This is a genomic window from Mesorhizobium sp. M0518 (assembly GCF_040321125.1).
Taxonomy (GTDB): Bacteria; Pseudomonadota; Alphaproteobacteria; order Rhizobiales; family Rhizobiaceae; genus Mesorhizobium.
Genome location: NZ_JAMYQY010000018.1, coordinates 86,199 through 110,876, shown reverse-complemented (window position 1 = coordinate 110,876; position 24,678 = coordinate 86,199). Strand labels below are relative to the sequence as shown.

The following is a 24,678-nucleotide window of genomic DNA, read 5'->3' as shown; positions in this document are numbered from 1 at the left end:
CTGGAGCTCAAAACCGTCAGCTCCGATAATCGCCATTGATGGCGACATATTCCTTGGTGAGATCGCAGGTCCACACCGTCGCCTTGCCGCGACCGATGCCGATATCGGCACGGATGCGGATGTCGTCGCGCTTCATGTAGGCCGACGTCGCGGCCTCGGAGTAGCCGGGGTCGCGCTCGCCTTCATGCGCCAGCCTGTTGTCGCCGAACCAGATCGACAGCCGGTCGCGATCGGCGGGTTCGCCGGCCTTGCCGACGGCCATGACGACGCGGCCCCAATTGGCGTCCTCGCCGGCGACCGCCGTCTTGACCAGCGGCGAATTGGCGATCGACAGCGCAATGCGCTTGGCCGAGCGCGCCGATTTGGCGCCGGTGACGGTGACTTCGACCTGCTTGCGGGCGCCCTCGCCGTCGCGCACCACTTGCAGCGCCAGCGATTTCAGCACCTTGCCGAGCGCCCGGCGGAACGCGCCAAGGCGCGCATCCCTGGGATCGGTTATCTCCGGCGCACCGCGCTTGGCGGCCTTGCCGGTGGCGAAGATCAGCAGCGTGTCGCTGGTCGAGGTGTCGCTGTCGACGGTGACCGCGTTGAAAGTCTTGGCCGTGCCGCGCGACAACAGATCCTGCAGGACAGGGGCGGCGATCGGCGCGTCGGTGGCGATGAAGGAGAGCATCGTCGCCATGTCGGGCGCGATCATGCCGGCGCCCTTGGAAATGCCGTTGATGGTGACATCGGTGTCGCCGAGCTTGACGGTCGCGGTCGCCAGTTTCGGATAGGTATCCGTGGTCATGATCGCCTTTGCCGCTTCGGTCCACAGCCCGGGCTTGCCGTTGCTGACCAGTCCCGCGAGCAGATGGCTGAATTTGCTGGTATCGAGCGGCTCGCCGATGACGCCGGTCGAGGCCAGGAAAACCTCCGCTGCCGTGCAGCCGGCCGCCTTCGCGGCCGCCTCGCCGGTCAGCGCGGTCGACTCGCGGCCTCTCTTGCCGGTGAAGGCGTTGGCGTTGCCGGAATTGACGACCAGCACCCGGGCCTTGCCTGCGCCGAGATTCTGCCGGCAGAAGTCGACCGGCGCCGAAGGGCATTTCGATTTCGTGAACACGCCGGCGATCGCGGTGCCTTCATCGAAGACCATGGTCAAAAGATCGGTGCGGCCCTTGTACTTTATCCCTGCCTCGGCGGTGGCGATGCGCACCCCTTCGATTTCCGGCATTTTGGGGTATTTCTTCGGCGCGAGCGGCGAAATCGTCGTGGACATGGAGGCCTCGGGCGGGAAAAATCGCAGGGGAAGGCCGGTTTGCCCGATAGACCGCGCGGGCGCAAGGGCGTTTTCGTCGCTCTTGCCCGGGAGCTCGAACCCGCTCGTGGTTAGGTTAGGCCTGCATTTCAAATCCGATGGCGTCGCCGGGGCCGATGGCGTTATGATCTGCCCCATGGGCAGGCTTGCGATCCTTGCATGGGCATTTCTGGGACTTTTGCTGCTGAGCGCGGATGCGCAGCCGCAACGGCGGGTAGCGCTTGTCATCGGCAACGGCACTTACGCTGAAGCCGGCACGCTGGCCAATCCTGTGAACGACGCCCTCGACATCGCCGACAAGCTGCGCTCCATCGGCTTCGATGTCATCGAAGGCAATGATCTCGGCAAGCGCGAACTCGAGCGCAGCATCGGTGAGTTCTCCGATGCGCTCGAAGGCGCCGGCGTCGGGCTTTTCTACTATGCCGGCCACGGCCTGCAGGTCGACGGGCGCAACTACATCGTGCCGGTCGACGCCAGGCTGGACGTACCGGTCAAGCTGCAGCTCGAGGCCGTGCCGATCGACGAAGTCCTCGACATCATGGAACAGCAGACCAAGGTCAGCCTGGTGTTTCTCGATGCCTGCCGCAACAATCCATTTGCCCGCAGTCTCAGCCGCACCGCCACCACGCGCTCGGCGAAGGCGCTGGCCGGGCTGGCCCAGTTCGATTCGACGCGCGGCTCGTTCATCGCCTTCTCGACGGCACCTGGCGCTGTCGCCATGGACGGCAGCGGACGCAACTCGCCCTTCGCCGCCGCCCTGCTGCGCCACATCGCCGAGCCCGGCCAGAGCATCAACGACATGATGATCGCGGTGCGCCGTGACGTGGTTTCGCAAACCCGCGAAACCCAGCGCCCCTGGGAGCAGGGATCGCTGCTCGAACGCTTCGAATTCGTCTCGGACGGACAACCTGCAGAGCCACAAAGGCCGGCCGCGGCGCCGGCCCCTTCGACGGAAGTCGCCGCACTTGAACGCTCTGTCGGCGAAGACAAGGGATCGATCGAGAAATTCCTGCGCCAGGACTATCTGACGCCGGACACCAGGGCGATGAGCGAGACCGTCAAACGGCTCTACGGCCCATCCGCCATCATCTTCGGAACCCGCTACGACGCCGACGCCATCGTCAAGGTCAAGGCCGACTGGTTCGCGCAGTGGGCCTCCTGGTCGCTAAGCATGGAGGCCGGCAGCCTGGAAGTCGCTCCGCAGGGCGAAGATCGCGCCGAGGCAGTCTTTGCGATGCGCTACGACTATCTTCCAAAGGACACGTCGGCGGCACGCCTGACCGGCAAGGCGCGCGTCACGCTTGGGCTGGTCAAGGCCGGCGGCGGCTGGCGTATCGAATCCGAGACATCGCAGGCGATGCAGTAGGCGTGATCCCACGGCCAGCCGGGCAATTTAAGCCGGCAGCGTCTCATAGCGATAGGAATTTTTTCTTGACTCTGTGAGGGCAGCTATGCTACATTTTTGCCCATGGTGCTGATTTGCGCCAGTGACCCGCCGCCCGGCGGGTTTTTGCCTTTGGAGCTTCGCCAACCGACACGCCGGTAGACTTCCAGAGAATAAACTTAACCCCTGCCGCTACCATCCGTTCCTGAAGCTTGAAAACGCGCCGTTTCGTTTGAGCGTCGGGTCGCCTATATTGCCGGCGATAGTGTTGGCGAGGAGACAGAGATGGCCGAGGACGCCGATCCGGCGCGCAGATCGATCGGTGCGCGGCGCAACCCCGACAGCGCCGATGCCATTCTCGAAGCCGCCGAGGCCGTGCTGGTCGAAGCCGGTTATGCCGGTTTCTCGATCGAGGCGGTGGCGCGGCGAGCCCGCGCCGGCAAACCCACCATCTATCGCTGGTGGCCGAGCAAGGCGGCATTGCTGCTCGAGGTCTATCAGCGCCAGAAGCGCGTCGAGGTTCCCGATACCGGGCGGCTGGAGGAGGATCTCGTCGGCTTCCTCAAAAACCTGTTCGCCCACTGGCGCGAGACATCGTCGGGAAGCGTGTTCCGGTCGCTGATCGCCGAGGCACAGTCGGACGAGGCCGCTGCCGCGGCCCTTGCCGACTACTCACTGGGCCGACGATCCCATACCGGCCAGATCATCGAACGCGCCAAGGCAAGGGGCGAAATCCCGGCCAGCGTCGATTCAGCTGTTGTCGCCGACCTGATCGCCTCCTTCGCCTGGAGACATCTGTTGACCAACCGGCTCGACGAGGACGAAGCGACCATCGGCAAGGCGGTCAACTACGTGATGCGAGGCATAGCGGCGCCCGCCCCGTAAAGATGGCAATGAGAAAGGGCGCGGCAACCCCTGGCTGCCGCGCCCTTTTTCAAGGAGCTATCGGTCTTACTTGGCGCTTTCCAGCGTATCGACCGTCTTCTTCAGGTTCGCGTCGGGGATCTCGATCTTGGCGCCGGCGCGCAGCGACTTGACCAGTGCGAAATATTTGTCGCGGATGACCGCCTGCTTGGCCTGGTCCTTGACGTCGTCGAAGGCCGGCGGCTGCTTGGTGCGCTTGTCCTCGAGCTTGATGACATGCCAGCCGAACTGCGTTTGCACCGGCTGCTCGGTGTATTTGCCGACCTCGAGCGCGGAGGCCGCCTTGTCGAACTCCGGCACCATCTGGCCAGGTCCGAACCAGCCGAGATCGCCGCCGCTGGTCTTGCCCGAGGGATCGCTGGTGTGCTCGTTGGCGAGCTTCTGGAAGTCGGCGCCGCCATCGAGCTGCTTGATGATGGCCTCGGCCTCTTCCTTGGTCTTCACGAGGATGTGACGGGCATGCAGCTCATTGGTGGGCGGCGTGTTGGCGATTTCCTGGTCGTAACGGGCGCGGACCTCGGCGTCGGTGACCTTGTCGACGACGCCCTTCTCGACCATCTCGCCATGCAGCGCGCGCTGCTGCAGGAAAGCCATGCGGCGCTGGAAGTCGGGATCCTTGTCGAGCCCTGTGGTGACCGCCTGGGCGGCCATGACGCGGATCTCGATGGCAGCCGAAAGGGCGGCGGCACGGCGCTGCTCGGGCGGCAATTGCGCGAACTGCTGCGACAATTCCCCTTCGGCAAGCACCAGATCGGCTTCGGTCAGGGGCTGGCCGTTGACCGTGGCGATAACCTTATTCGGATCGACCGGTGCCGCGGCTGGCGCTGCTGCATCCGCCGGAGCGGGAGCGGTTTGCTGCGCCATCAGCGGCGAGAGCGAAAGGGCCGACAGGCCGACGGCCAAGCCAAGGCTGGCGAGCGACGCGCGGCGGAACAACAGGGACATAGGGTGACTCCGGTGGGGATTGAAAGAGGGGTGGCTTCCAGATCGGCCAGATTGTGGCGGAATTTGGCGCAGCCAGCAGGGCCAGCGCGGCGTTGACATCAGTTGAGCCCCCTCTTATCTGTCCAACGACTTTGCGTCCAGAACCGTTTTCCGGGCGCTTTTTGTGTTTGCCAGTGCTCACTAATGTGTTTGCCAGTGTTCACGTGGAATTGATGGGGCCGGCCGGCGCTCATCTCAAGATTGAGAATTCTATCGAAAGGACCATTGGATGGTCAGTCTCGGCGGTCTCGCCCGTAAGGTTTTCGGTTCCTCCAACGACCGTCGGGTCAAATCGACCCGGCCGCGTGTCGAGGCAATCAACGCCATGGAAAACGAGATGCGGGCGCTTTCCGACGAGGAGTTGGTCGGCCGCACCGCGAAATTCCGCCAGGACATCGCCAACGGCGCCACGCTCGACGACCTGTTGATCCCGGCCTTCGCCACCGCCCGCGAGGCAGCGCGCCGCGTGCTCGGCATGCGCCCCTTCGATGTCCAGCTGATCGGCGGCATGGTGCTTCACAATGGCGGTATTGCCGAGATGCGCACCGGCGAGGGCAAGACCCTGGTCGCGACGCTGCCTGTCTACCTCAATGCGCTCGCCGGCAAGGGCGTCCACGTCGTCACCGTCAACGATTACCTGGCCACCCGCGACTCCGAATGGATGGGCCGCGTCTACAAATTCCTCGGCCTCTCGGTCGGCGTCATCGTCCATGGCCTGTCGGACGAGGAGCGCAGCGCCGCCTACGCCGCCGATGTCACCTATGCCACCAACAACGAGCTCGGCTTCGACTATCTGCGCGACAACATGAAATACGAGCGCGCCCAGATGGTGCAGCGCGGTCACAATTACGCGATCGTCGACGAAGTCGATTCCATCCTGGTCGACGAGGCGCGCACGCCGCTGATCATTTCCGGTCCGCTCGAGGACCGTTCGGAAATGTACAACACCATCGACACCTTCATCATCCAGCTGCAGCCGCAGGATTATGAGATCGACGAGAAGCAGAAGACCTCGATCTTCACCGAGGAAGGCACCGAGAAGCTCGAGAACCTTTTGCGCGACGCCGACCTGCTCAAGGGCGAGTCGCTCTACGACGTCGAGAACGTCGCCATCGTCCACCACGTCAACAACGCGCTGAAGGCGCACCGGCTGTTCCAGAAGGACAAGGACTATATCGTGCGCAACGGCGAGATCGTCATCATCGACGAGTTCACCGGCCGCATGATGCCGGGCCGCCGCTATTCGGAAGGCCTGCACCAGGCGCTCGAAGCCAAGGAGCATGTGGCGATCCAGCCGGAGAACCAGACGCTGGCCTCCGTCACCTTCCAGAACTATTTCCGCCTCTACAAGAAGCTCTCCGGCATGACCGGCACGGCGCTGACCGAGGCTGAGGAATTCGGCAACATCTACGGCCTGGAAGTCACCGAAATCCCGACCAATCTGCCCGTCGTGCGCATCGACGAGGACGACGAGGTCTACCGGACTGTCGAGGAGAAATACAAGGCGATCGTCAGGGAGATCCGCGAAGCCAGCGCCAAGGGCCAGCCGACGCTGGTCGGCACCACTTCCATCGAAAAGTCCGAGCAGCTGGCCGAGCGCCTGCGCAAGGAAGGTTTTACCGATTTCGAAGTGCTGAACGCCCGTCATCACGAGCGCGAGGCGGCGATCGTCGCCCAGGCCGGCAAGCCAGGCGCTATCACCATCGCCACGAACATGGCCGGCCGCGGCACCGACATCAAGCTCGGCGGCAATGCCGAGATGCGCATTGAAGACGAACTCGGCGACATGCCGGCCGGACCCGAGCGCGAAGCGCGGGAAAAGGAAATCATTGCCGACATCGAGCGGCTGAAGGAAAAGGCGCTGGCCGCCGGCGGCCTCTACGTACTGGCCACCGAACGCCACGAATCGCGCCGCATCGACAACCAGTTGCGCGGCCGTTCCGGCCGTCAGGGCGACCCCGGCCGCTCGAAATTCTTCCTGTCGCTGCAGGACGATCTGATGCGCATCTTCGGCTCCGAGCGCATGGACGGCATGCTGCAGAAGCTCGGCCTCAAGGAAGACGAGGCGATCATCCATCCGTGGATCAACAAGGCGCTGGAAAAGGCGCAGAAGAAGGTCGAGGCGCGCAACTTCGACATCCGCAAGAACCTTTTGAAATATGACGACGTCTCCAACGACCAGCGCAAGGTGGTGTTCGAGCAGCGCATCGAACTGATGGACGGCGAGGGCCTCTCCGAAACGATCGCCGAGATGCGCGAAGGCGTCATCGACGAGATCGTCGCCAAGGCCATTCCCGAAAATGCCTATGCCGAGCAGTGGAACGTTGCCGGGCTGAAGGCCGAGATCGCCGAGTTCCTGAACCTCGACCTGCCGGTCGAAGACTGGGCCAAGGAAGAGGGCATCGCCGAGGACGACATCCGCGAGCGCATCGCGCAGGCCGCCGAAGCCGCCGCCAAGGAGCGCGCCGAGCGTTTTGGCCCCGAGGTGATGAACTATGTCGAGCGTTCGGTTGTGTTGCAGACGCTCGACCATCTGTGGCGCGAGCACATCGTCAATCTCGACCATCTGCGTTCGGTCGTCGGCTTCCGCGGCTACGCCCAGCGCGATCCGCTGCAGGAATACAAGGGCGAGGCGTTCGAGCTGTTCCAGGCCATGCTGGGCAATCTGCGCCAGGCCGTCACCGCGCAGCTGATGCGCGTCGAACTGGTCCGCCAGGCCGCCGAAGCGCCGCCCCCGGAAGCCCCCGACATGTTCGGCACCCATATTGACGGCACAACCGGCGAAAACGACTTCGAAGGCGGCGAGACCGCCCTCCTGGTCCGCCCGGAGACAACCGCCATCGTCGCCCCCGAAGACCGCGACCCCAACAACCCCGCCACCTGGGGCAAAGTCGGCCGCAACGAAGCCTGCCCCTGCGGCTCGGGGAAGAAGTACAAGCATTGCCATGGCGCGTTCGCGTAAGCGCAGCGTTTGAATTAAAGGATGAGGCCGGGATTTCCGGTCTTAATAGCCGCAGGTGTTTCCCGCATTGCCTTGCGGTAGCTGCTTTCGTCAGAAATCATCGCCTCAAGGTCGGGGGCATGGTTGCGGAATAGCCTTAAAGCCTCGCCCGCGTTGAGGGCGGACAACTTGTAGCCATTTCGACGGTATTGTCCGATTGAATCATAAGTCAGCTCTGCTTGGACAAGCAGACGGTGTGCGGCCGCAGCAGATCGCTGCTCACTCAAGGCTCTGTCGAGCTGCGTGGATAGCCGGTTAAAGGCCTGCGAAGCTTCGATGTTCCTCAAGGTCTGATGCCACTTCTTTTCTGCATCGCGCACACGCTCAGCTTCCTCTCGCAAAACAAGCCTGCCTTTCGCACTTTGCTCCTTCTGAAAAATTTCATATCGCAATTCGCATTCTGCGCAGCTTAAGGTGTTGTTATACCAACCTTGACTGTCCCTCGCCCAAGGATGGTCAGGCGTGCAATGCTCTACAACAATTTCCCCCTTCCCGCACGGACATGGGGTTCTGCCAATTACGCTACAGTCATCAGTCGACATGAGCATTCTCACGCTTCTTGTAGGGGCCGCGAACGGTCGGCTTCTCAGCTTCCTTCGCCTCGAGAAGCGTAACGATGTCCGCGATTTCCCAAAGTTTATCGGTCACGCCAGCGGCCATCGCCGGGGTCACGCGCAGAGAAGCATGAATGCGCACAAAATTGTAGTACATGAAGTGCAGGGCAACCGCGTTCGCGTGCGCTTCGACCTTCTTTGAGAAGCCGTTGGTCAGGCGCGTGAAGCGGCGCATGTGCATCCGCATCGTGAGGTTCTGGCGTTCGGCAAACGATATGCTGAGATGTGCCAGATCGGGCGAGCCCTCGATGCGGTTTTTCTTGATGCCAGTGCATTCGGCGGGGCTACAGCGACCCTTCGCGCTGTCCGGCGAAGCCCCGTACAGCTTGATCAGCATCGCGTAGTCGATGTCGCCGCCGAACGCGCCTTCAACGACCTCCAGATAAGCGCTATGGCCGTCGCTGGTCAGCTGGACGCGATTGGCAAGGCGGCGCGAAAGATCGTTCATGAAGCCCATTGCGTATTCGCTATCGCGACCGCCGACCAGCCACGACATGACAAGCTTGGTGTCGGCGTCGATGGCTGTCCATGTCCATATGTCGCCAGCGCCCTCTGGGGCAGCTTTGGCCGCCGCGACGTTCTTCTGCTTGGCGTAGGTGAACGACCAGATTTCATCGACTTGTATGCGCTTGCTGGTCAGGTTGCGAACGGCCTGGTCGTGATACTCGGCACATACGGCGCCGGCGTCCGAAAGGAGCTTGGCGATCGTGTTCTTACTCATGCCCTTGGGGCGGGTGATCGCTCGAATCGACTGGCCCTCACAAAGCATGTGCAGGATTTGGGAACGGGTGTTGGTATCGAGCTTGTTCATGCCCACGCCATATCGAGTCAATGCGTCGCAGTCAAGCATTCAGGTCAGTTTAACGCTTGCGGTTAAACGTATGTTGACTTATTTGAGGTAACAGCGGATATCCCGTTCCATGAAAGTCAGATTCGCCCGAAAGATCGACGCTCTTGTGGAGACGGACCAGGCCAACTCAACCGGCTTGCCGACGGCGGTCATTGCGTCGCTCAGGAACAAGCTTCTGTTTATTCGGGCAACGAAAGACGAAAGGGATTTGCGGCAATGGGCCAGCCTGCATTTCAAGCGGCTGAAGGGCGATACAAACGAGTGTGCGATACGTCTCAATGACCAGTACCGAATGCATTTCACGCTGGATAGCAGCTGCCAGCCAAACGAAATCGAGGTCACCTTCATCGGTGACCCTCATTGAGGAGGGAACAGGACGTGGACGCTAAGTTCAACAATTTCGCTGTACCTCCGGGCGTGTTCATTCAGGAGGAACTTGACGAGCGCGGCTGGTCGCAGACCGATTTGGCCTACATTCTCGGAATTCATCCGCAGGGCGTGAACCAGATCATTTCTGGAAAGCGAGGCATCAGCGCAGACATGGCGAAAGCGCTCGGCGACGCCTTCGGCACTTCCGCTGATCTCTTTGCCAACCTGCAAAAATCCTACGAGTTGTCCCGCGCGCATGATCCCGATCCAGCCATTGCCCGGCGAGGTCGAGTTCAATCGAAATATCCGCTGAGAGAGATGATTAAGCGTGGCTGGATTGCCGATGCATCGGCAGACATGATGGAGCTGCAGCTCGCTCGGTTTTTCAGTGTGGCATCCATCGATGATGTGCCGCATTTGGAGTACGCAGCCAAGAAGAGCCACTATGATGAAGTGCCGCCCGCACAACTTGCTTGGCTATTTCGCGTCCGTCATATCGCCAGAGAAATGGTTGCTCCGAAGTATTCTCAGGACAAACTTCGGAAAGCATTGACTGTCATGAAGAGGTGGCTCGCCAATGTCGAGGATGCCCGCCAAGTGCCGAGCGTCTTGTTAGAAGCCGGAGTTCGGTTTGTCGTCTCGGAAGGTCTGCCGGGTAGCAAGATCGATGGTGTTTGTTTTTGGCTCGACAAAGACAGTCCCGTAATTGGAATGTCTCTTAGGTTCGACCGGGTTGATAATTTCTGGTTTGTGCTAGCGCATGAATGCGCCCATGTCCTTCACGGTCACGGCATGTCCCAAGAGATCATCGATGTTGAACTTGAAAAGCAAGACGGCATCGATGCGGAGGAGAAGCTAGCGAACTCCGACGCTGCGGAATTCTGTGTGCCTCAGGACAAAATGAATTCCTTCTATGCCCGGAAGAACCCATTTTTCTCGGAGCGCGATGTAGCCGCGTTTGCGACACGGATGGGTGTTCATATCGGAATTATCGTTGGCCAACTGCAGAGAAGGATGGGCCGATACGACTTCCTTCGAAAGCATCAGGCTAGAATAAGAGAGCATCTAAGCATTGCAACTTTGGCTGATGGCTGGGGCGATGTAGTCCCTGTCGAATTGTAGGAGGGCCATGATGGCCAACTATCACCAACAAATGCAGGCGATCTTTGCACAGTACGCGGCTGAGGTGTCGCCCGATCCTGCCGATTTGCGGGAGGTTGGATCTTGGGCGATGAAACAGGGGCTTTGGCACCCGCGACCTGCGGATATTCAGACCCGCTTCGCCAACGAGATGGCTGAGGCGCTCAGGGAAGAATACCGAACAGACAGCGCCGGAAGGCGATACCGCGCGAACCTGGCTGTGCGGGCGACCACAGACGGTCGCCAAACGTCGCTGTGGGGTGACATCGATACTGCCCCGAGAAGTCATGTCGAAAAGGCTGTAGGCCAGCGCAGAAAGCAAATCGTCGGCGACTGTTGGCAGCTTCGCATGGATGCCGATCACTACAGCGACGCTCATCCCGACGAAGAGCGAATCCAGCTTGTCTTGGATTTCAACGACGACGTTGAAGAGATGATGATCGCTGCCGGTATCGACGAAGAGAAGGCGGCTTAGCTAGATTTCTTCCAGCGCGCCGCCGCTGCCGTTCTGGCGATCTCAGAGCGCTGTTCCGGCGTGAGTGCTTTGAGGCGGGCCTTGCTACCGATAAGGCCACCCTTGCGGGCGCTGGCGAGCGGCTTCTTGTCTTCCGTTTCGCCGGTCGCTAGATCGACAATCGACTTCGCCAATTGGTTGGCATCGCGCGGGCGCTTAGGGTGCTTGTCGGTCATCGCCTAATCGATCAACTTCATGTCCAGATAGTCTCTGGAGCTGTTCCAACGCCAAAATGTGTCGCCGCATTTCAGGCAATCGAACGTTCCTCGTTCCCGTTGCGGCCCGTCCTGATAGGTCGCTAGGTAGCGCGCCCCGCATTTTTCGCAGCGAATTTCATGGGTGCCCGTGCTTGAAATAGCCATGTTCTCAATATCGCATTCAAGCCCGGCCATTCAAAGGTGGAATTTTAAACTGACCCACTACCGCGGCGCTCCACCGTTCGTCGCTCGAAAAGCCAAATAGTTGGCTTTCGTCCGCTGCGCGGATCGCTCCGCACCGCCATGACGAATGCGCGTGCCGCGCACCATCCCCTGCCGGCCCTTCGCCATGGCTCCGGGCGTTCGTCGCTCGAAAAGCCAAACCGTTGGCTTTTCGTCCGCCCCGTCCCGCTCCCCCTCACCCAACCGTTTCTTAATGTGTCTCCGCTACACCAAAGCCTGAAAAGAAGCGGAAAACGGAGAGAAATCGGGGTGCGCTTTTCCGCGGCCACGACTGCCGGGCGGTTCTTGCCGCAGCGTTGGGCGCTGCGCATGGGGCCGTTGCTTGGCCGCATCGATGCCGTGCTGTTCACCGCCGACGAGCGCGGCGAGGCGAGCCGCATGTCGGTCATCGCCTTCTCGGTCCGCATCGTCAGCGCCGTCATCGCCTTCGTCAGCCAGGTGCTGATGGCACGCTGGATGGGCTCGTTCGAATATGGCATCTTCGTCCTCGTCTGGGTGACGATGGTCATCGTCGGAAACCTCGCCTGCCTGGGCTTCCACACCTCCGTCATCCGCTACATTCCCGAATATCGCGAGCGCGGCTTGATGGATGAGCTGCGCGGCATCGTACTGGCCAGCCGTCTGTTCGTGCTGATCGCCTCCACGCTGATTGCCGGGCTCGGCGCGCTCGGCGTCTGGCTGGCGGCACCCTGGATCGAGAACTACTATGTGATCCCGTTCATCCTCGGCGTCATCTGCCTGCCGATGATCGCCATGTCCGACCTTTTGTCGGGCCTGGCACGCGCCAACAGCTGGGCGTTGTTTGCCCTGTCGCCGACCTATCTGGTGCGGCCCGTGCTTATCCTGCTGTTCATGGCGCTGATGCTGTTCGTGGGCTACGCACCCGATGCCAGGACCGCCATCTTCGCCTCGATCGCCGCCACCTACGCCACCACGCTGGGACAACTCATCGGTGTCACCCAGCGCATGGAAAGGCAGATCCCGGCAGGGCCGATGAAGGTGCATTTCGCGCAATGGTTCATCGTCTCGCTGCCGATCTTCCTGGTCGAGAGCTTCTTCTTCCTGCTGACCAATGCCGATGTGCTGATGGTCGGCGCCTATATGGACCCCAACGACGTCGCCATCTATTTCGCCACCGTGAAGACGCTGGCGCTGGTGCATTTCGTCTACTTCGCCGTCAAGGCCGGCGTTGCCCAGCGCTACGCCCAGTTCACCCATGGCGACCCGCAAAGGCTCGCCGCCTTTGCCCGCGAGACGGTGTCGTGGACGTTCTGGCCATCGCTCTTGATGGCGCTGCTGGTGCTGGCGCTCGGCGAGCCGATGCTGGTGCTGTTCGGCCCTGAATTCACATCAGGCTATCCGCTGCTGTTCCTGCTCGTCTTCGGCGTCGTGGCGCGGGCCGCCGTCGGCCCCTGCGAAAGCCTGCTGACGATGAGCGGCAACCAGAACATCTGCGCCGCCGTCTATGCCATGACGCTGGCCTTCAACATCGCCCTCAATGTGGTGCTCATCCCGATGTTCGGCCTGTGGGGCGCGGCAATGGCCACCGCCTTTGCCATGATCTTCGAAGCCGGCGCGCTCTCCTTCACGGTGTGGCGCAAGCTCGGCATCGCCATGCTCATCTTCGTGCCTGCGAAAGGAGCCGCGTGATGGCTGCCATCCCGTTGCTTGAGGAAACCAGCGGCGGCACCGCCGGAGCCATGGTGTCGGGCCTTGCCGGGCTGACCCGCGACGCCGACCCCGCCCATATCGAGATCCTCGCCAACAACCGGCCCGAGCGCAAGCTCGCCATCTACCCGGCATCGGCCGGTTTCGACCTGGTCGAGGAGCTGGATTATCTCTGCGCCCGCACGGTCGAGTCCAACGTGTTCTTCAACCCGCGTTTCCTGGCGCCCGCCATGCCGCGGCTGGAGGATCGCGAGGTGCGGCTGGCGGTCATTCGCGACGGCGACGAATACCGCAACCGGCTGCGCCTCCTGGTGCCGTTCTCGGTTGAGCGGCCGGTGGTGCCGCTCGGCGTTCCGGTCATGCGCACATGGTCGAGCCCGTTCGGTCCGCTCGGCACGCCGCTGGTCGACCGCGACGACCCGGTCGGCGTCGTCGAGGACTTCTTCGCGATGCTGTCGCGCCCGCATCTCAAGCTGCCGAAAGTGTTCGTCCTGCCCGACATCCGGCTCGATGGCCCGGTGGCGAGCCTGCTTGCCACCGTGGCCGAGGCGCGCGGCCTGACGCTGGTCACCACCGGCCAGAGCCAGCGCCCGGCGCTGGAGAGCGAGCTCGATGGAGACGATTATCTGAAGGCCTCGCTGCGCTCGCACCATTATCGCGAGTTCCGCCGCCTGAAGCGGCGCCTTGGCGACCTTGGCAAGCTTGAGCATGTCGTGGCGCGCGGCCCCGAAGACATCCGCCATGCCATCGAAGGCTTCCTGTCGCTGGAAGCGGCCGGCTGGAAAGGCCGCGAACGCACCGCCATGGCGATCGACCGCTTCCGCGCCGCCTTCGCCCGCGAAGCCGTGCACCGGCTGGCCGAACAGGACATGTGCCGCATCCATTCGCTGACGCTCGACGGCCGCACCATCGCCTGCCTGATCGTCTTCGTCGAAGCCGGCATCGCCTACACCTGGAAGACGGCCTATGACGAGACGCTGGCCAGCTATTCGCCCGGCACGCTACTGATGATCGAGGTGACCAGGCAGCATCTCGACGATCCCAACATCATGATGACCGATTCCTGCGCGGTGCCCGACCATCCGGTGATGAGCCGGCTATGGGCCGAGCGCAAGCCGATGGGCACCCTGGTGATCGGCCTGGCGCCGGACGCCGACCGCCTCACCCGCCAGGCCGCCTCGCAACTGCACCTCTACCGCGAAACCCGCAACATGGCCCGCCTGCTGCGCAACCGCATGAAGAGCTTGCTGGGGCGGCGCTGAGAAAAGGCAGGGTGCGGTTCTAGAGAATGGCACATCTTCGCTGCAATATTTGAGGGGTGGGTGACCGGGAATTTACTTCGGTTGCCAGCAGGAAAACGCGAATATTGATCTCTGCTTATAAAAAAACGAGATTTCTCGCAGAAATTTTCGGTGAAAGCCGATAAGATCTACTCGCATTCTTGTTCTTAATTCACGATAATCTAGTGATTCGGTAGCGATGAGAGAGAAATGTCGCTGAATCATGAGGCCAACGGCGCCCGGCACATCAGTGCGGAGGACAGCGCCGTTGTCCGAAGGGCCGACGAAGACTTCGAAGAACTGATTCGAAGCATTCGAGCCGCAACGCATCAAGCTTTGCCTCTCTTCGAAGAGGAGCCCGTGACCGGATTGGCCCAGTCAGACACGCTGGCCGCCTCCCTCGGCTCGACTTCGGCCCGGACGGGCTCGAGCCAGGCCCGCGCCATGCGCGGCTCCTCGCTCTTGTCCAACGACAGGCTGGATCCACGTGCCGATGACGACTTGGCGTGGTCTTTGGTTGACCACGATGCCGACGCTCCCGATACCGACAAATGGGAATTGCAGGAAGAGGTGGCGAAGCTGCAGCGCTTGCAGGATCGCACCTCGAAAGAGCTTGGGCGAAAATCGCGCGAGCTATCGATCGCGAGTAAGACAATCGCCGACCTGGAGGTCCAACTCAACAAGGCACGGCAGACCATTGCGCAAGCGGACAGGCATGCCGGCCAGCGCGCAACGCGGTTCCTCGAAGCGAATGTCGAGGTCGAGCGTCTGGGCCGGAACCTGGCGCGCGTGTCGGGGCAACTTCGCGACGAGATCATCGCCAGGCAAGCCGCCGAGCAGGCGCGTGAGGACGTCGCATCGCGGCTCGCCAGCTTGCAACAGGCCGCCATGCTGCTTCGTTCCAAGGTCGCGGATTACCAGCTCCACAACGAAAGACTGACCGGCAAACTGTCTGCGCAGATGCTGGTGCAGCAGGACCTGCAGGTGCGGCTGTCCATGGTGGAGCATCAGCGCGGCGTTCTCGGCGATTGCGCCGCCACCGCTCAGGTACGGGCCGCCGAACTTGAAAAGAGGTTGCGCTCGCTCCAGCGCAGCGCCGCCGATCAAAGCGTGGTCCGCGCAACGCCGAGCGTGGGGCAGCGCGCCGAGGACGTGGCCGAGCATCGGCGCCAAACCTCGGAAACCGAGATTGCGACGTTGCGCCAGGAGCGCGACGCGGCGCGCCGAGACTATGGCGCGGTGAAGGTTCAACTCGCCGATCTCCGCTTGCGCGACATGACCGACGAACTCGCGCATGCCCGTTGCCGCGATGAGAACCGCCAGCTTCACCACAGGCTGGAAACGCTGAGACGCCAGGATCCGCCCAGCGGACCGGCAGCGGATGACAATGCCGATCTCGAACGGACATTCGACGAATTGCTGGCGGCTGGCGAGCTTGGCGCGGCCAATGACGGCGATCCCACCGCGACGCGCAAGGCGTCTTGATCGCGTTGGGATTTGCCACCCAAAGCTCGAAGAGTGAAGGTTGGTGCCCCTAGCCGGAATCGAACCAGCACTCCTTGCGGAACTCGATTTTGAGTCGAGCGCGTCTACCAATTCCGCCATAGGGGCTCAGGCCGGGCGGCCTGGATGGCGCGGGACTATACGGTTGGAGGGCTGTTCGTCAACTGGCCAATTCTCCGGTGCCCTCAAGATGCGACCAATCTGCGCCTTTCGATTTCGTGACGGGGCTGCCATTGTGCAGCGCGGAAAATCTTTCTAGACAGGCGGCGCATCAAAGCGCGGCACGTCTGCGGGGACGGATGGCGTGCTCTGGGTCTTTGTTCTGTGCATCCCGTTACACCCCAACCTGCCTGCGCAATTGAACGACACGCATTAGGAGTGCCGATGCTTCGCGGACTTTACGACTGGACCTTGTCGCTGGCGGCCCGCAAATCCGCCGAATGGTGGCTGGCCTTCATCGCCTTCGTCGAGAGCTCGGTGTTCCTGGTGCCGGCCGACGTGCTCTATCTGCCGATGGCGCTGTCGCGGCCGGATCGCGCCTACCGCTATGCGCTGATCGCCACCGTCGCCTCGGTGCTGGGCGGCATCGCCGGCTGGTTCATCGGCCACTACGCCTATGACGCGGTGGCGAGGCCGATCCTCGAATTCTACGGCAAGTACGACGAGTTCGAAGCGCTGCGCGCGGGGGCAGGCGTCGGCTTCATCGTCCTGATGCTGATCACGTCGGGCGCTGCCCACCTGCCGCCGATCAAGGTGGTGACGATCCTGTCCGGCGTCATCGGCGTCAATTTGCTGTTGTTCGTGGTGCTGGCGATCGTGGCCCGCGGTGGCCGTTTCCTGCTGCTCGCCTGGCTGCTGCGCCATTATGGCGAACCGATCCGCGAATTCATCGAAAAGCGCCTCGGCCTCATCGCCGGCGCCGGCGCGGCTGCCCTGATTTTGCTCTATATCCTGGTCAAATACGCGTTCTGAACAGAACCATTGCGAGCCGGACGGACCGATTGAGATGACAGCGACCATGAATGCCGACACCGGACGCCAGCGCACGCTAACCGCCTTGTTCCTCGCCGTCGCCATGGCCGCAACCGTCGGCTCGGCGCTCGGCTTCCAGTATCTCGGCGGCTACATCCCCTGCCACCTCTGCCTCGAACAGCGCACGCCCTATTATATCGGCGTGCCGCTGATGGTGCTGGCGGTGATTGCATCGATGCTGCACGCACCCAGCTGGCTGACGCGCGGCCTGCTGGCCGCCGGCGGCATCCTGATGCTCTACGGCCTCTATCTCGGCGTCTACCACTCCGGCGTCGAATGGCAGTGGTGGGCCGGCCCGACCGATTGTACCGCAGGCGCCGGGCCGGTCGACACCGGCGGCAAGGGCGTGCTCGACGCGCTCGACAAATTCGTGCCGCCGTCCTGTGACAAGGCCGCCTTGCGCATCCTCGGCCTGTCGCTGGCCGGCTGGAACGCAATCGCCAGCCTGATCCTCGCCGCCGTAGCCTTCCGCGGCGCCCTCACCCGCGACTGATTTGGCGCGATGGCGCCGACGCGAGATCGTTCAAAGAATTCGGCTGGCTGAGTCGTATGGAGTGATTCTCGAGAACCGAAGCGGAGCGGACATTTGGTCCGTGAGCATCGGAAGCGCAGACAATCGCTCCAGACGGCCAGCCTCCCGAATTCTCGAACGATCTCAGGGCTCCAGTTCGACATCCCAGTACAGATAATCCATCCAGCTCTCATGCAGATGGTTGGGCGGGAACAGGCGGCCGTTGTTGTGCAGATCGTGCACCGTCGGCTGGAAAGGCTTCTGCAGCGGCCACATCTTGGCATGCGCCGGCATCATGCCGCCCTTCCTGAGGTTGCAGGGCGAACAGGCGGCAACGACATTCTCCCATGTCGTCGCGCCGCCACGGTGGCGGGGAATGACGTGATCGAAGGTCAAGTCCTCCGGCGTGCCGCAATACTGGCACTGGAAACGGTCGCGCAGGAAGACGTTGAAGCGGGTGAAGGCCGGGTGCCTGGAGGGCTTCACATAGGCCTTCAGGCTGACCACGCTCGGCAGCTTCATCGAGAAGGTCGGCGAGGAGACGGCGTGCTCGTATTCGGCGACGATGTTCACCCGGTCGAGGAACACCGCCTTGATGGCATCCTGCCACGACCAGAGCGACAAGGGGTAATAGCTGAGCGGACGGTAATCCGCATTCAGCACCAGTGCTGGAAGCCCATCCGGAGATACGGCAACCGTCACGTGTTCACCTCCTTGGTTCTAGACCCGAACGGCGCGGATACTGTAAGCCCGACATGACAGGGATGTGAAGCGGATTGTCGCGTGGCCTAAGCGCCAAAAATGCGTGATTTTTATGATTTTTTGCGGATTCAGGCCGGCGGCGCGGCGTCTCGCCCTCTGGTTTCACGATAATAGGACCAGAAAAGCCGCGATGCGACACCTCGCCACGGGCTCCATGATTCGGCCAATGCGATCAGGGTTTTCTCCGGCGGACGCGGCTCGATGCCGAGCGCGTGGCCGACCGCGCTCTGCAGCGCGACGTCGCGCGCGGGGAAGATGTCGGGATGCCCAGCGGCGAATAAGAGATACACTTCCGCCGTCCACGGGCCGATGCCGGACACCGCCGTCATCGTCGTGATCGCCTCCTGGGCATCGAGCGAACAGAGGTGATGAAGGTCGAGGCCGTCGGCCACCGCCTGGGCAATTGCGATCAGGCCGCGCTGCTTGGGCCGCGACAGGCCGGCCTCGCGAAACATGTCCTCGCCGGCGGCCAGGATCGCTTGCGGCGTCAGCGGATCGACGAGTTTGGTCAGCCGGCCGAAGATCGCATCGGCACTGGCGCGGGACACTTGCTGCGAGACGACGATCGACGCCAGGCTTCGAAACCCCGGCTCGGACAGCCGCAGCGGCACCTCGCCGGCCATGCCGCGCACCTTTTCCAGGCGCGGGTCGATCACGCAAAGCGCGTCGAGCCCCCGGGCAATGTCGTCTGATGTCACGATACGGCGCATGCTTTCTTGTTCCTCGACCGTCGACAGGGTAGCAATTGGCGGAGCGCCGCAAAACATGATTGCCGCCTGAGAGATGACACTCCTGACATTCCGCTTCGCGCCCAGCCCCAACGGCGACCTGCATCTCGGCCACGCCTATTCGGCGCTGCTCAACCAGAAGCTGGCGGCACAGGCGCACGGCCGCCTGCTGCTGCGCATCGAGGATATCGACACGACGCGCTGCACGCCGCTATTCGAGGCAGGCGTGCTTGCCGACCTGAAATGGCTGGGGCTTGGCTGGGAAGAGCCGGTGCGCCGCCAGTCCGAGCATTTCGCCGAATACCAAGCGGTGCTCGAGCGGTTGATCGCGGACGAACTCGTCTACCCCGCCTTCATGAGCCGTGGCGAGATCCGCGCCTTCATCACCGACAGCGAAAAGCGTGGGCGCGACTGGCCGCGCGATCCCGATGGCGTGCCGCTCTACCCCGCCACCGACAAGGCGCTGCCGCTGAAGGAACGCCAGCGGCGGATCGCCGAGAATGCACCCTTCGCCTGGCGGCTGGATGTCGATGCCGCCATGGCGCGTGTCGGCAAGGACCTTTCATGGACGGAGTATTCTGACGAGACGCTTTCCGCGACGCGCTCCGTCGAAGCCCGCCCGCGGGACTGGGGCGACGTGATCTTGGCGCGCCGAGACATTCCGACCAGTTACCACCTCGCCGTCGTCATGGACGATGCGCTGCAAGACGTCAGCCACGTCGTGCGCGGCCAGGATCTGTTTTCCGCCACTGGCGTGCAGCGCCTGCTGCAGCAACTCCTCGGACTGCCGCAACCGGCCTATTTCCATCATCGTCTCATCCTGGGGCCAGACGGACGAAAGCTGTCCAAAAGCCTCGGCGACACCAGCCTTGCCGCCTTGCGCCATGCCGGCGCATCACCTGACGGCATCCGGCGGATAGTCGGGCTTTGAGCCGGCGAGATCAGACAAACCACCTGCCAAATGCGCCGGCCGTTGAATTCCGATGATGCATGGATCAATGGTTTCGCTTTGCGCGTCGGGTTGAAGCGCATTAGAGCAGCGCCACGGTCAACTCCCCCCAACACGGCGGTCTCCGGAACATGCACAGCATCAAGCGGTTCATCCCCGCCACCTTCGTCGTCCTGTGGGCGACCGGCTTTATCGGCGCGCGCTACGCCATGCCGTGGGCGGAACCGTTCACATTCCTCGCCGCGCGTTTCGTCATCGCCGCCATCCTGCTGGCAGTTTTGATGCTTGTGCTGGGTTCAAAAAGAGCCACGCGCAAGGAGGCATTGCATGCCACCGGCGCCGGCATCCTGATGCATGGCGTCTATCTCGGCGCCGTGTTCTGGGCCATCCACAGGGGCATGCCGGCCGGGTTTTCGGCCTTGATCGTCGGCCTGCAGCCGCTGATCACGGCCGTGCTTGCCGGCAAGTTTCTCGGCGAGGCGATCCTGCCGCGCCACTGGCTTGGCCTTGGCATCGGCCTCATCGGCATCGTCATCGTGCTGTGGCCGAAGCTCGGCGCGCTGGGCGGCGGCGTAACAGTTGCGACATTGACCGCCTCGCTGGTCTCGGTGCTCGGCATGAGCGCCGGCACCATCTGGCAAAAGCGCTTCGCTTCCGGCGGCGACCTGGTCGCGGCGACCATGTGGCAATATGTCGGCGGCGGTTCGCTGATGCTCCTCGCCTCGCTCGCTTTCGAAACCCACACGATCATCATCAATGGCGAGCTGATCTTCGCCATGGCCTGGCTGGTGCTGGTGCTGTCGCTGGGCGCCATCTTCCTGCTGATGGTGATGATCCGCGACGGCGAGATGTCAAAAGTTGCCTCGCTGTTCTACCTGGTGCCCGCGGTGACGGCGATCATCGCCTGGGCCCTGTTCGACGAACAGCTCAATGCGCTGCAGATCGCCGGCATGGCGATCACGACCTTCGGCGTTGGCCTGGCAACGGCTCGGCAGGCCAAGGGAGTTGGGGAATTGAAGAACTGAAGAATTGAGGAATTGAGGAATTGAGGAATTGAGGAATTGAGGAATTGAGGAATTGAGGAATTGAGGAATTGAGGAATTGAGGAATTGAGGAAGATGGGGGCCATCTGGCGCTGGGTGCTACGTCAATTCTTCAATTCTTCAATTCTCCCATTCCCCAGTTCCCCAATTCGACCTGTCATCCCACCCGCGCACGCGCCTCCAGATAGCGACTGATCGCGGCGTTGAGCTCGCCGCCGAGGATGAAGATCGCCGAGACCATGTAGAGGAAGACCACGGCGATCATGATCGAGGCCAGGCCGGCATAGGTCGTCACGTAGGACGAGAAGTGGTCGAGATAGGTGGCGAAGATGGTCGAGCCGATAAGCCATGCCGCCAGCGTGAAGACGATGCCCGGCACCAGCGAGACGAAGCGGCGCTTGCCCGCCGGCAGCCAGAAATGCACGGCAAACAATCCGCCGACGATGACCGCCGAAGCGATGACGTAACGCCACAGGGTGATGGTGCCCATATAGGGCTTGATCCAGTCGATATGGGCTTCGGCGAGCCGCGCCAGCAGCGGCGCGAACACCAGGAGCACGCTGATCGCCAGGAAACCGGCCGTGGCGATGAGAACGAAGATGATGCTCTGCACCCGGCGGTAGATGATGCCGCGCGTTTCCGAAACGCGGTAGGCGCGGTTGAGCGACGTGCGCAGCGCCTCGATGCCGTTCGACGCAAAATAGGCAGCAAGCACCACACCATAGGTCAAAAGGTCGGTGCGCCGGACGGTCAGCACATTGAGCACTTCGCGCGCGATCGGCTTGGCGATCTGTTCGGGCCAGGTGTCGAAGACCAGATGCACGGCCGTGTCGGAGAACGCCTGTGCGCCCAGGAAGCTCGCCAGCGTCGTCGCGAAGATCAGGAACGGGAACAGCGCCATCAGCGATGTGATCGCCAGATGGCTGGCCATGGCCCAGCCGTCATCGGTGTTGAAATGGCCAAGCGCGTCGTAGAGAACCCGCTTGAGGGCTACGATCTTCCGCAACAAGAACCGCGCCCTCCAATTGTCTCCACGCCGGGAATATGGGAAGGGATTGCGGCAAATGGCAACCCTTGGCGAAACCACGAACAGTCCGGCGCAGAAGGTGCGCTCGATTATCATCACCGGTGCGTCTTCGGGAATAGGCGCGTACTGCGCCCGCGCGTTGAAGGCGGAAGGCTGGCGGGTGTTCGCAACGGCGCGCAAGCCGCAGGACATCGCCGCACTCGAAGCCGACGGCATCGAGGCCTTCTATCTCGATTATTGCGAGCCGGACTCCATCGCCTCGCTGGTGGCGGCGGTGCTCGACCGCACCGGCGGCCGGCTCGACGCCCTGTTCAACAACGGCGCCTATGCGCAGCCGGGCGCCGTCGAGGATCTGCCTGTTGCGGCGCTCAAGCAGCAGTTCGAGGCGAATTTCTTCGGCTGGCATGATTTGACTCGCCGGCTGGTGCCGGTGATGCGCCGCCAGGGTCAGGGCCGCATCGTCCACTGCTCGTCGATCCTTGGCCTGGTGCCGGTGCGCTTCCGCGGCGCCTATTCGGCATCGAAGCACGCACTGGAGGCCTTGATGCTCTGCCAGCGCCAGGAACTGGCCGGCAGCGGCGTCCACGTTTCGCTCATCGAGCCGGGGCCGGTGAAGTCGAAGATCGCCAGCAATGGCCTCATTTGGTTTCTCAGCAACATCGACCACGAAAATTCCGTGCACCGCGTGGACTATGCGGCGCAACTCGAGCGGTTGCGGGCCGGCGGCAGCCAATCGGCCTTGAAGCCAGGGCCGGAAGTCGTTCATGCGGCGCTGCGCCATGCACTTCTGTCGCGGCGCCCGCGCCCGCACTATGTGGTAACAGTGCCGGCCAGGATCGGTGCGGTGCTCAAACGCATCCTGCCGGCATCGATGCTCTACCGCCTGATGGCCAAACGCGCCTGAACGCCAAACAACTGGAACGCAACAATGGCAACCGTCTTCAACATTCTCGCCATTCTGGTCATGGTCGCCGTTGCGGTCGTGCTTGTTCGTGGCCTCATCAACATGATGCGCGGCGGTTCCGGCGTCACATCGAACAAGCTGATGCAGGCACGCGTCATGCTGCAGGCCGTGGCGCTGGTGCTGATCCTGCTTGCGGTGTATTTCACCCGCAAGTGAGGATATCGGCAGCCGGGGAGGCGAAATGGTCAAGCTCAACAAGATCTACACCCGCACCGGCGATGATGGCACCACGGGTCTCGGCACCGGCGAAAGGCGGCTGAAATCCGACCTTCGGGTAGACGCTTACGGCACGATCGACGAGACCAATGCCTGCATCGGCATCGCCCGGGTCCACACGGCCGCGACCCATCCCGCGATCGATGACATGCTTTCCCGCATCCAGAACGATCTGTTCGATCTCGGCGCCGATCTCGCCGTGCCCGACGACGGCAAGCCGCTCGGCTATGAGCCGCTTCGCATCGTCGCCGTGCAGACCGACCGGGTCGAAAAGGACATCGACCTTCTCAACAAGGAGCTTCAGCCGCTCAAATCCTTCGTGCTCAATGGCGGCACGCCGGCAGCGGCGGCACTTCACCTTGCCCGCACCGTGGCGCGGCGGGCCGAAAGGCTGATCGTGGCCCTTGCCCAGGACCCGAACGAGCACGTCAACCGCGACGGTCTGAAATACATCAACCGCGTCTCGGATTTCCTGTTTGTCGCCGCCCGGGCGGTCAATGACAACGGAAACGCCGACGTGCTATGGGTTCCCGGCAAGAACCGCTGATCGTCGAAAGCGGAAGAGGGCCTGGGGCAATGTTCATCCCGCTTTACGACACCAACAGGCTGCGCCACATCCGCCTGCAATATGTGACCATCGGGCTGATCGTGGTCAACGCCCTGGTCTACCTCGCCACCGCGCTCGGCGGCGAGAGTTTCTCCAATGCCGCCGTCCTTGGTCTCGGCTTCATCCCGTCGGTCGTCCATGACACCGCCGAGCTCGATCCCCGTTTCATCGTCATCCCAGAAAGCCTGAGCTATCTCACCTATTCCTTCCTGCATGCAGACATCTTCCATCTCGGCGGCAACATGCTGTTCCTGTGGGTGTTCGGCGACAATGTCGAGGATGCGCTCGGCCACATCCGCTATCTCATCTTCTACCTGTTGTGCGCCATTGCCGGCGCCGCTTTCCAGGGCCTCGTCGCCTGGGATTCGCAGGCGCCGCTGATCGGTGCCTCCGGCGCCATCGCCGGCGTGGTCGTCGCCTATCTGATCCTTTATCCCAGGGTGAAGGTCTGGGTGCTGGCCTTTGCCCGCATCCCGCTGCGGATTCCGGCCTTCATCCCGCTCATCTTGTGGGTGCTGTTCCAGGTGGTGATGTTTGCCGCCGGCGGCGAGGACCAGATCTCCTGGGCCTGCCATATCGGCGGCATCATTGCCGGAGCCGTTCTTGTGCTCGTCCTGCGCAGCCGCGGCGTGCCGCTGTTTGCCGGCGCCGACGAGGACGTCGCGCCCACCGCTCCCGACCAACCCCCGGTTGCCACGGAACCGCTGATCCCCGACCCGCCCGCCGCGACACCGCGCTGGGGGCGAGGAAACGCTTCCAGTTCGGACTGAACCGATTTGAGCAGCTTGCAGCGTATTGACGTGCAGGGTTGCCGCAACTACGGAAACGTCACCGCCGCAACCTAAGGCGGGCAAAGACCAGAATTTCCATC

General features: G+C 62.4%; 25 protein-coding genes and 1 tRNA gene. 17 read left to right on the top strand and 9 right to left on the bottom strand.

The features are described 5' to 3' along the window. Positions 1–16: 16 nt before the first annotated feature. Entirely contained in the window at positions 17–1,258 is a 1,242-nt protein-coding gene (gene argJ / locus NKI66_RS24100; protein ID WP_352753240.1) for a bifunctional glutamate N-acetyltransferase/amino-acid acetyltransferase ArgJ, read from the bottom strand. A gap of 175 nt (positions 1,259–1,433) precedes the next feature. Here argJ and NKI66_RS24095 point away from each other — a divergent pair, with 175 nt between their 5' ends. Further along, the gene (locus NKI66_RS24095; RefSeq protein WP_352753238.1) at positions 1,434–2,663 is read left to right on the top strand and encodes a caspase family protein; all 1,230 of its coding nucleotides are present in this window, start codon (positions 1,434–1,436) and stop codon (positions 2,661–2,663) included. Between the two features lie 303 nt (positions 2,664–2,966). Then, the gene (locus NKI66_RS24090) at positions 2,967–3,566 is read left to right on the top strand and encodes a TetR/AcrR family transcriptional regulator (RefSeq protein WP_352753236.1); all 600 of its coding nucleotides are present in this window, start codon (positions 2,967–2,969) and stop codon (positions 3,564–3,566) included. Positions 3,567–3,632: 66 nt separating this feature from the next. On the opposite strand, the gene NKI66_RS24085 is transcribed toward NKI66_RS24090, so the two are convergent. Continuing rightward, positions 3,633–4,550, bottom strand: coding sequence for a peptidylprolyl isomerase (locus NKI66_RS24085; protein ID WP_224698851.1), 918 nt, complete (start codon positions 4,548–4,550; stop codon positions 3,633–3,635). 268 nt (positions 4,551–4,818) lie between these two features. Between NKI66_RS24085 and secA the strand changes: the two genes are divergently transcribed. Next, positions 4,819–7,551, top strand: coding sequence for a preprotein translocase subunit SecA (gene secA, locus NKI66_RS24080; RefSeq protein WP_352753234.1), 2,733 nt, complete (start codon positions 4,819–4,821; stop codon positions 7,549–7,551). A 14-nt stretch (positions 7,552–7,565) separates the two neighbouring features. On the opposite strand, the gene NKI66_RS24075 is transcribed toward secA, so the two are convergent. Together NKI66_RS24075 and NKI66_RS24070 are read right to left on the bottom strand one after the other, a co-directional pair. Then, positions 7,566–7,982, bottom strand: a complete 417-nt coding sequence (locus NKI66_RS24075) for a hypothetical protein (RefSeq protein ID WP_352441708.1) — start codon at positions 7,980–7,982, stop codon at positions 7,566–7,568. A 139-nt stretch (positions 7,983–8,121) separates the two neighbouring features. Beyond that, entirely contained in the window at positions 8,122–9,015 is an 894-nt protein-coding gene (locus NKI66_RS24070; protein WP_352753232.1) for an IS1 family transposase, read from the bottom strand. Between the two features lie 109 nt (positions 9,016–9,124). Between NKI66_RS24070 and NKI66_RS24065 the strand changes: the two genes are divergently transcribed. Genes NKI66_RS24065 through NKI66_RS24055 form a run of 3 tightly spaced genes read left to right on the top strand, consistent with a single transcriptional unit; the run spans position 9,125 to position 11,038 of the window. Beyond that, positions 9,125–9,418, top strand: a complete 294-nt coding sequence (locus NKI66_RS24065) for a type II toxin-antitoxin system RelE/ParE family toxin (protein ID WP_352441710.1) — start codon at positions 9,125–9,127, stop codon at positions 9,416–9,418. Positions 9,419–9,432: 14 nt separating this feature from the next. Beyond that, positions 9,433–10,545 carry a HigA family addiction module antitoxin gene (locus tag NKI66_RS24060; protein WP_352441711.1) on the top strand — a complete coding sequence of 371 codons (1,113 nt, stop codon included), beginning with the start codon at positions 9,433–9,435 and terminating at the stop codon, positions 10,543–10,545. A 10-nt stretch (positions 10,546–10,555) separates the two neighbouring features. Beyond that, positions 10,556–11,038 carry a hypothetical protein gene (locus NKI66_RS24055; protein WP_352461349.1) on the top strand — a complete coding sequence of 161 codons (483 nt, stop codon included), beginning with the start codon at positions 10,556–10,558 and terminating at the stop codon, positions 11,036–11,038. Here the strand turns inward: NKI66_RS24055 and NKI66_RS24050 are convergent. Next, complete coding sequence (locus NKI66_RS24050; protein ID WP_352441713.1) at positions 11,035–11,253, bottom strand: histone H1; 219 nt, start codon at positions 11,251–11,253, stop codon at positions 11,035–11,037. The two genes, NKI66_RS24055 and NKI66_RS24050, sit on opposite strands and share 4 nt — an antisense overlap. Before the next feature lie 513 nt (positions 11,254–11,766). On the opposite strand from NKI66_RS24050, the gene NKI66_RS24045 reads away from it, so the two are divergent. The 3 genes from NKI66_RS24045 (at position 11,767) to NKI66_RS24035 (ending at position 15,950) form a co-directional block, all read left to right on the top strand. Further along, positions 11,767–13,167, top strand: a complete 1,401-nt coding sequence (locus NKI66_RS24045) for a lipopolysaccharide biosynthesis protein (RefSeq protein ID WP_023811142.1) — start codon at positions 11,767–11,769, stop codon at positions 13,165–13,167. Further along, complete coding sequence (locus NKI66_RS24040; RefSeq protein WP_023811141.1) at positions 13,167–14,447, top strand: GNAT family N-acetyltransferase; 1,281 nt, start codon at positions 13,167–13,169, stop codon at positions 14,445–14,447. The genes NKI66_RS24045 and NKI66_RS24040 overlap by 1 nt, the downstream gene beginning before the upstream one ends. Before the next feature lie 228 nt (positions 14,448–14,675). After that, complete coding sequence (locus tag NKI66_RS24035; RefSeq protein ID WP_352753228.1) at positions 14,676–15,950, top strand: coiled-coil domain-containing protein; 1,275 nt, start codon at positions 14,676–14,678, stop codon at positions 15,948–15,950. 41 nt (positions 15,951–15,991) lie between these two features. Here the strand turns inward: NKI66_RS24035 and NKI66_RS24030 are convergent. Continuing rightward, positions 15,992–16,076 (bottom strand) — tRNA-Leu (locus NKI66_RS24030). 276 nt (positions 16,077–16,352) lie between these two features. Between NKI66_RS24030 and NKI66_RS24025 the strand changes: the two genes are divergently transcribed. Both NKI66_RS24025 and NKI66_RS24020 read left to right on the top strand, forming a co-directional pair. Continuing rightward, positions 16,353–16,940 carry a YqaA family protein gene (locus NKI66_RS24025; RefSeq protein ID WP_023811139.1) on the top strand — a complete coding sequence of 196 codons (588 nt, stop codon included), beginning with the start codon at positions 16,353–16,355 and terminating at the stop codon, positions 16,938–16,940. A 34-nt stretch (positions 16,941–16,974) separates the two neighbouring features. After that, positions 16,975–17,493 (top strand): disulfide bond formation protein B, encoded by a 519-nt coding sequence (locus NKI66_RS24020; RefSeq protein WP_023811138.1) that lies wholly within the window; start codon positions 16,975–16,977, stop codon positions 17,491–17,493. 162 nt (positions 17,494–17,655) lie between these two features. Here the strand turns inward: NKI66_RS24020 and NKI66_RS24015 are convergent, their stop codons facing one another. Then, positions 17,656–18,213, bottom strand: a complete 558-nt coding sequence (locus NKI66_RS24015) for an HNH endonuclease (protein WP_006328497.1) — start codon at positions 18,211–18,213, stop codon at positions 17,656–17,658. Positions 18,214–18,341: 128 nt separating this feature from the next. Beyond that, complete coding sequence (locus NKI66_RS24010; protein ID WP_023811137.1) at positions 18,342–18,983, bottom strand: DNA-3-methyladenine glycosylase family protein; 642 nt, start codon at positions 18,981–18,983, stop codon at positions 18,342–18,344. A 73-nt stretch (positions 18,984–19,056) separates the two neighbouring features. Here NKI66_RS24010 and gluQRS point away from each other — a divergent pair, with 73 nt between their 5' ends. Both gluQRS and NKI66_RS24000 read left to right on the top strand, forming a co-directional pair. Beyond that, positions 19,057–19,932 (top strand): tRNA glutamyl-Q(34) synthetase GluQRS, encoded by an 876-nt coding sequence (gene gluQRS, locus NKI66_RS24005; protein WP_023811136.1) that lies wholly within the window; start codon positions 19,057–19,059, stop codon positions 19,930–19,932. A 149-nt stretch (positions 19,933–20,081) separates the two neighbouring features. After that, positions 20,082–20,975 (top strand): DMT family transporter, encoded by an 894-nt coding sequence (locus NKI66_RS24000; RefSeq protein WP_352753226.1) that lies wholly within the window; start codon positions 20,082–20,084, stop codon positions 20,973–20,975. A gap of 175 nt (positions 20,976–21,150) precedes the next feature. Here the strand turns inward: NKI66_RS24000 and NKI66_RS23995 are convergent, their stop codons facing one another. Continuing rightward, entirely contained in the window at positions 21,151–22,002 is an 852-nt protein-coding gene (locus NKI66_RS23995; RefSeq protein ID WP_013529430.1) for a YihY/virulence factor BrkB family protein, read from the bottom strand. A gap of 55 nt (positions 22,003–22,057) precedes the next feature. On the opposite strand from NKI66_RS23995, the gene NKI66_RS23990 reads away from it, so the two are divergent. The 4 genes from NKI66_RS23990 to NKI66_RS23975 are packed head-to-tail and all read left to right on the top strand — an operon-like array spanning position 22,058 to position 24,577. Further along, positions 22,058–22,924, top strand: coding sequence for an SDR family oxidoreductase (locus NKI66_RS23990; protein ID WP_352753223.1), 867 nt, complete (start codon positions 22,058–22,060; stop codon positions 22,922–22,924). Positions 22,925–22,948: 24 nt separating this feature from the next. Beyond that, positions 22,949–23,140, top strand: a complete 192-nt coding sequence (locus NKI66_RS23985) for a twin transmembrane helix small protein (protein WP_013529428.1) — start codon at positions 22,949–22,951, stop codon at positions 23,138–23,140. A 25-nt stretch (positions 23,141–23,165) separates the two neighbouring features. After that, the gene (locus NKI66_RS23980) at positions 23,166–23,747 is read left to right on the top strand and encodes a cob(I)yrinic acid a,c-diamide adenosyltransferase (protein ID WP_352753221.1); all 582 of its coding nucleotides are present in this window, start codon (positions 23,166–23,168) and stop codon (positions 23,745–23,747) included. Between the two features lie 29 nt (positions 23,748–23,776). After that, entirely contained in the window at positions 23,777–24,577 is an 801-nt protein-coding gene (locus tag NKI66_RS23975) for a rhomboid family intramembrane serine protease (RefSeq protein WP_127379996.1), read from the top strand. Positions 24,578–24,678: the final 101 nt, after the last annotated feature.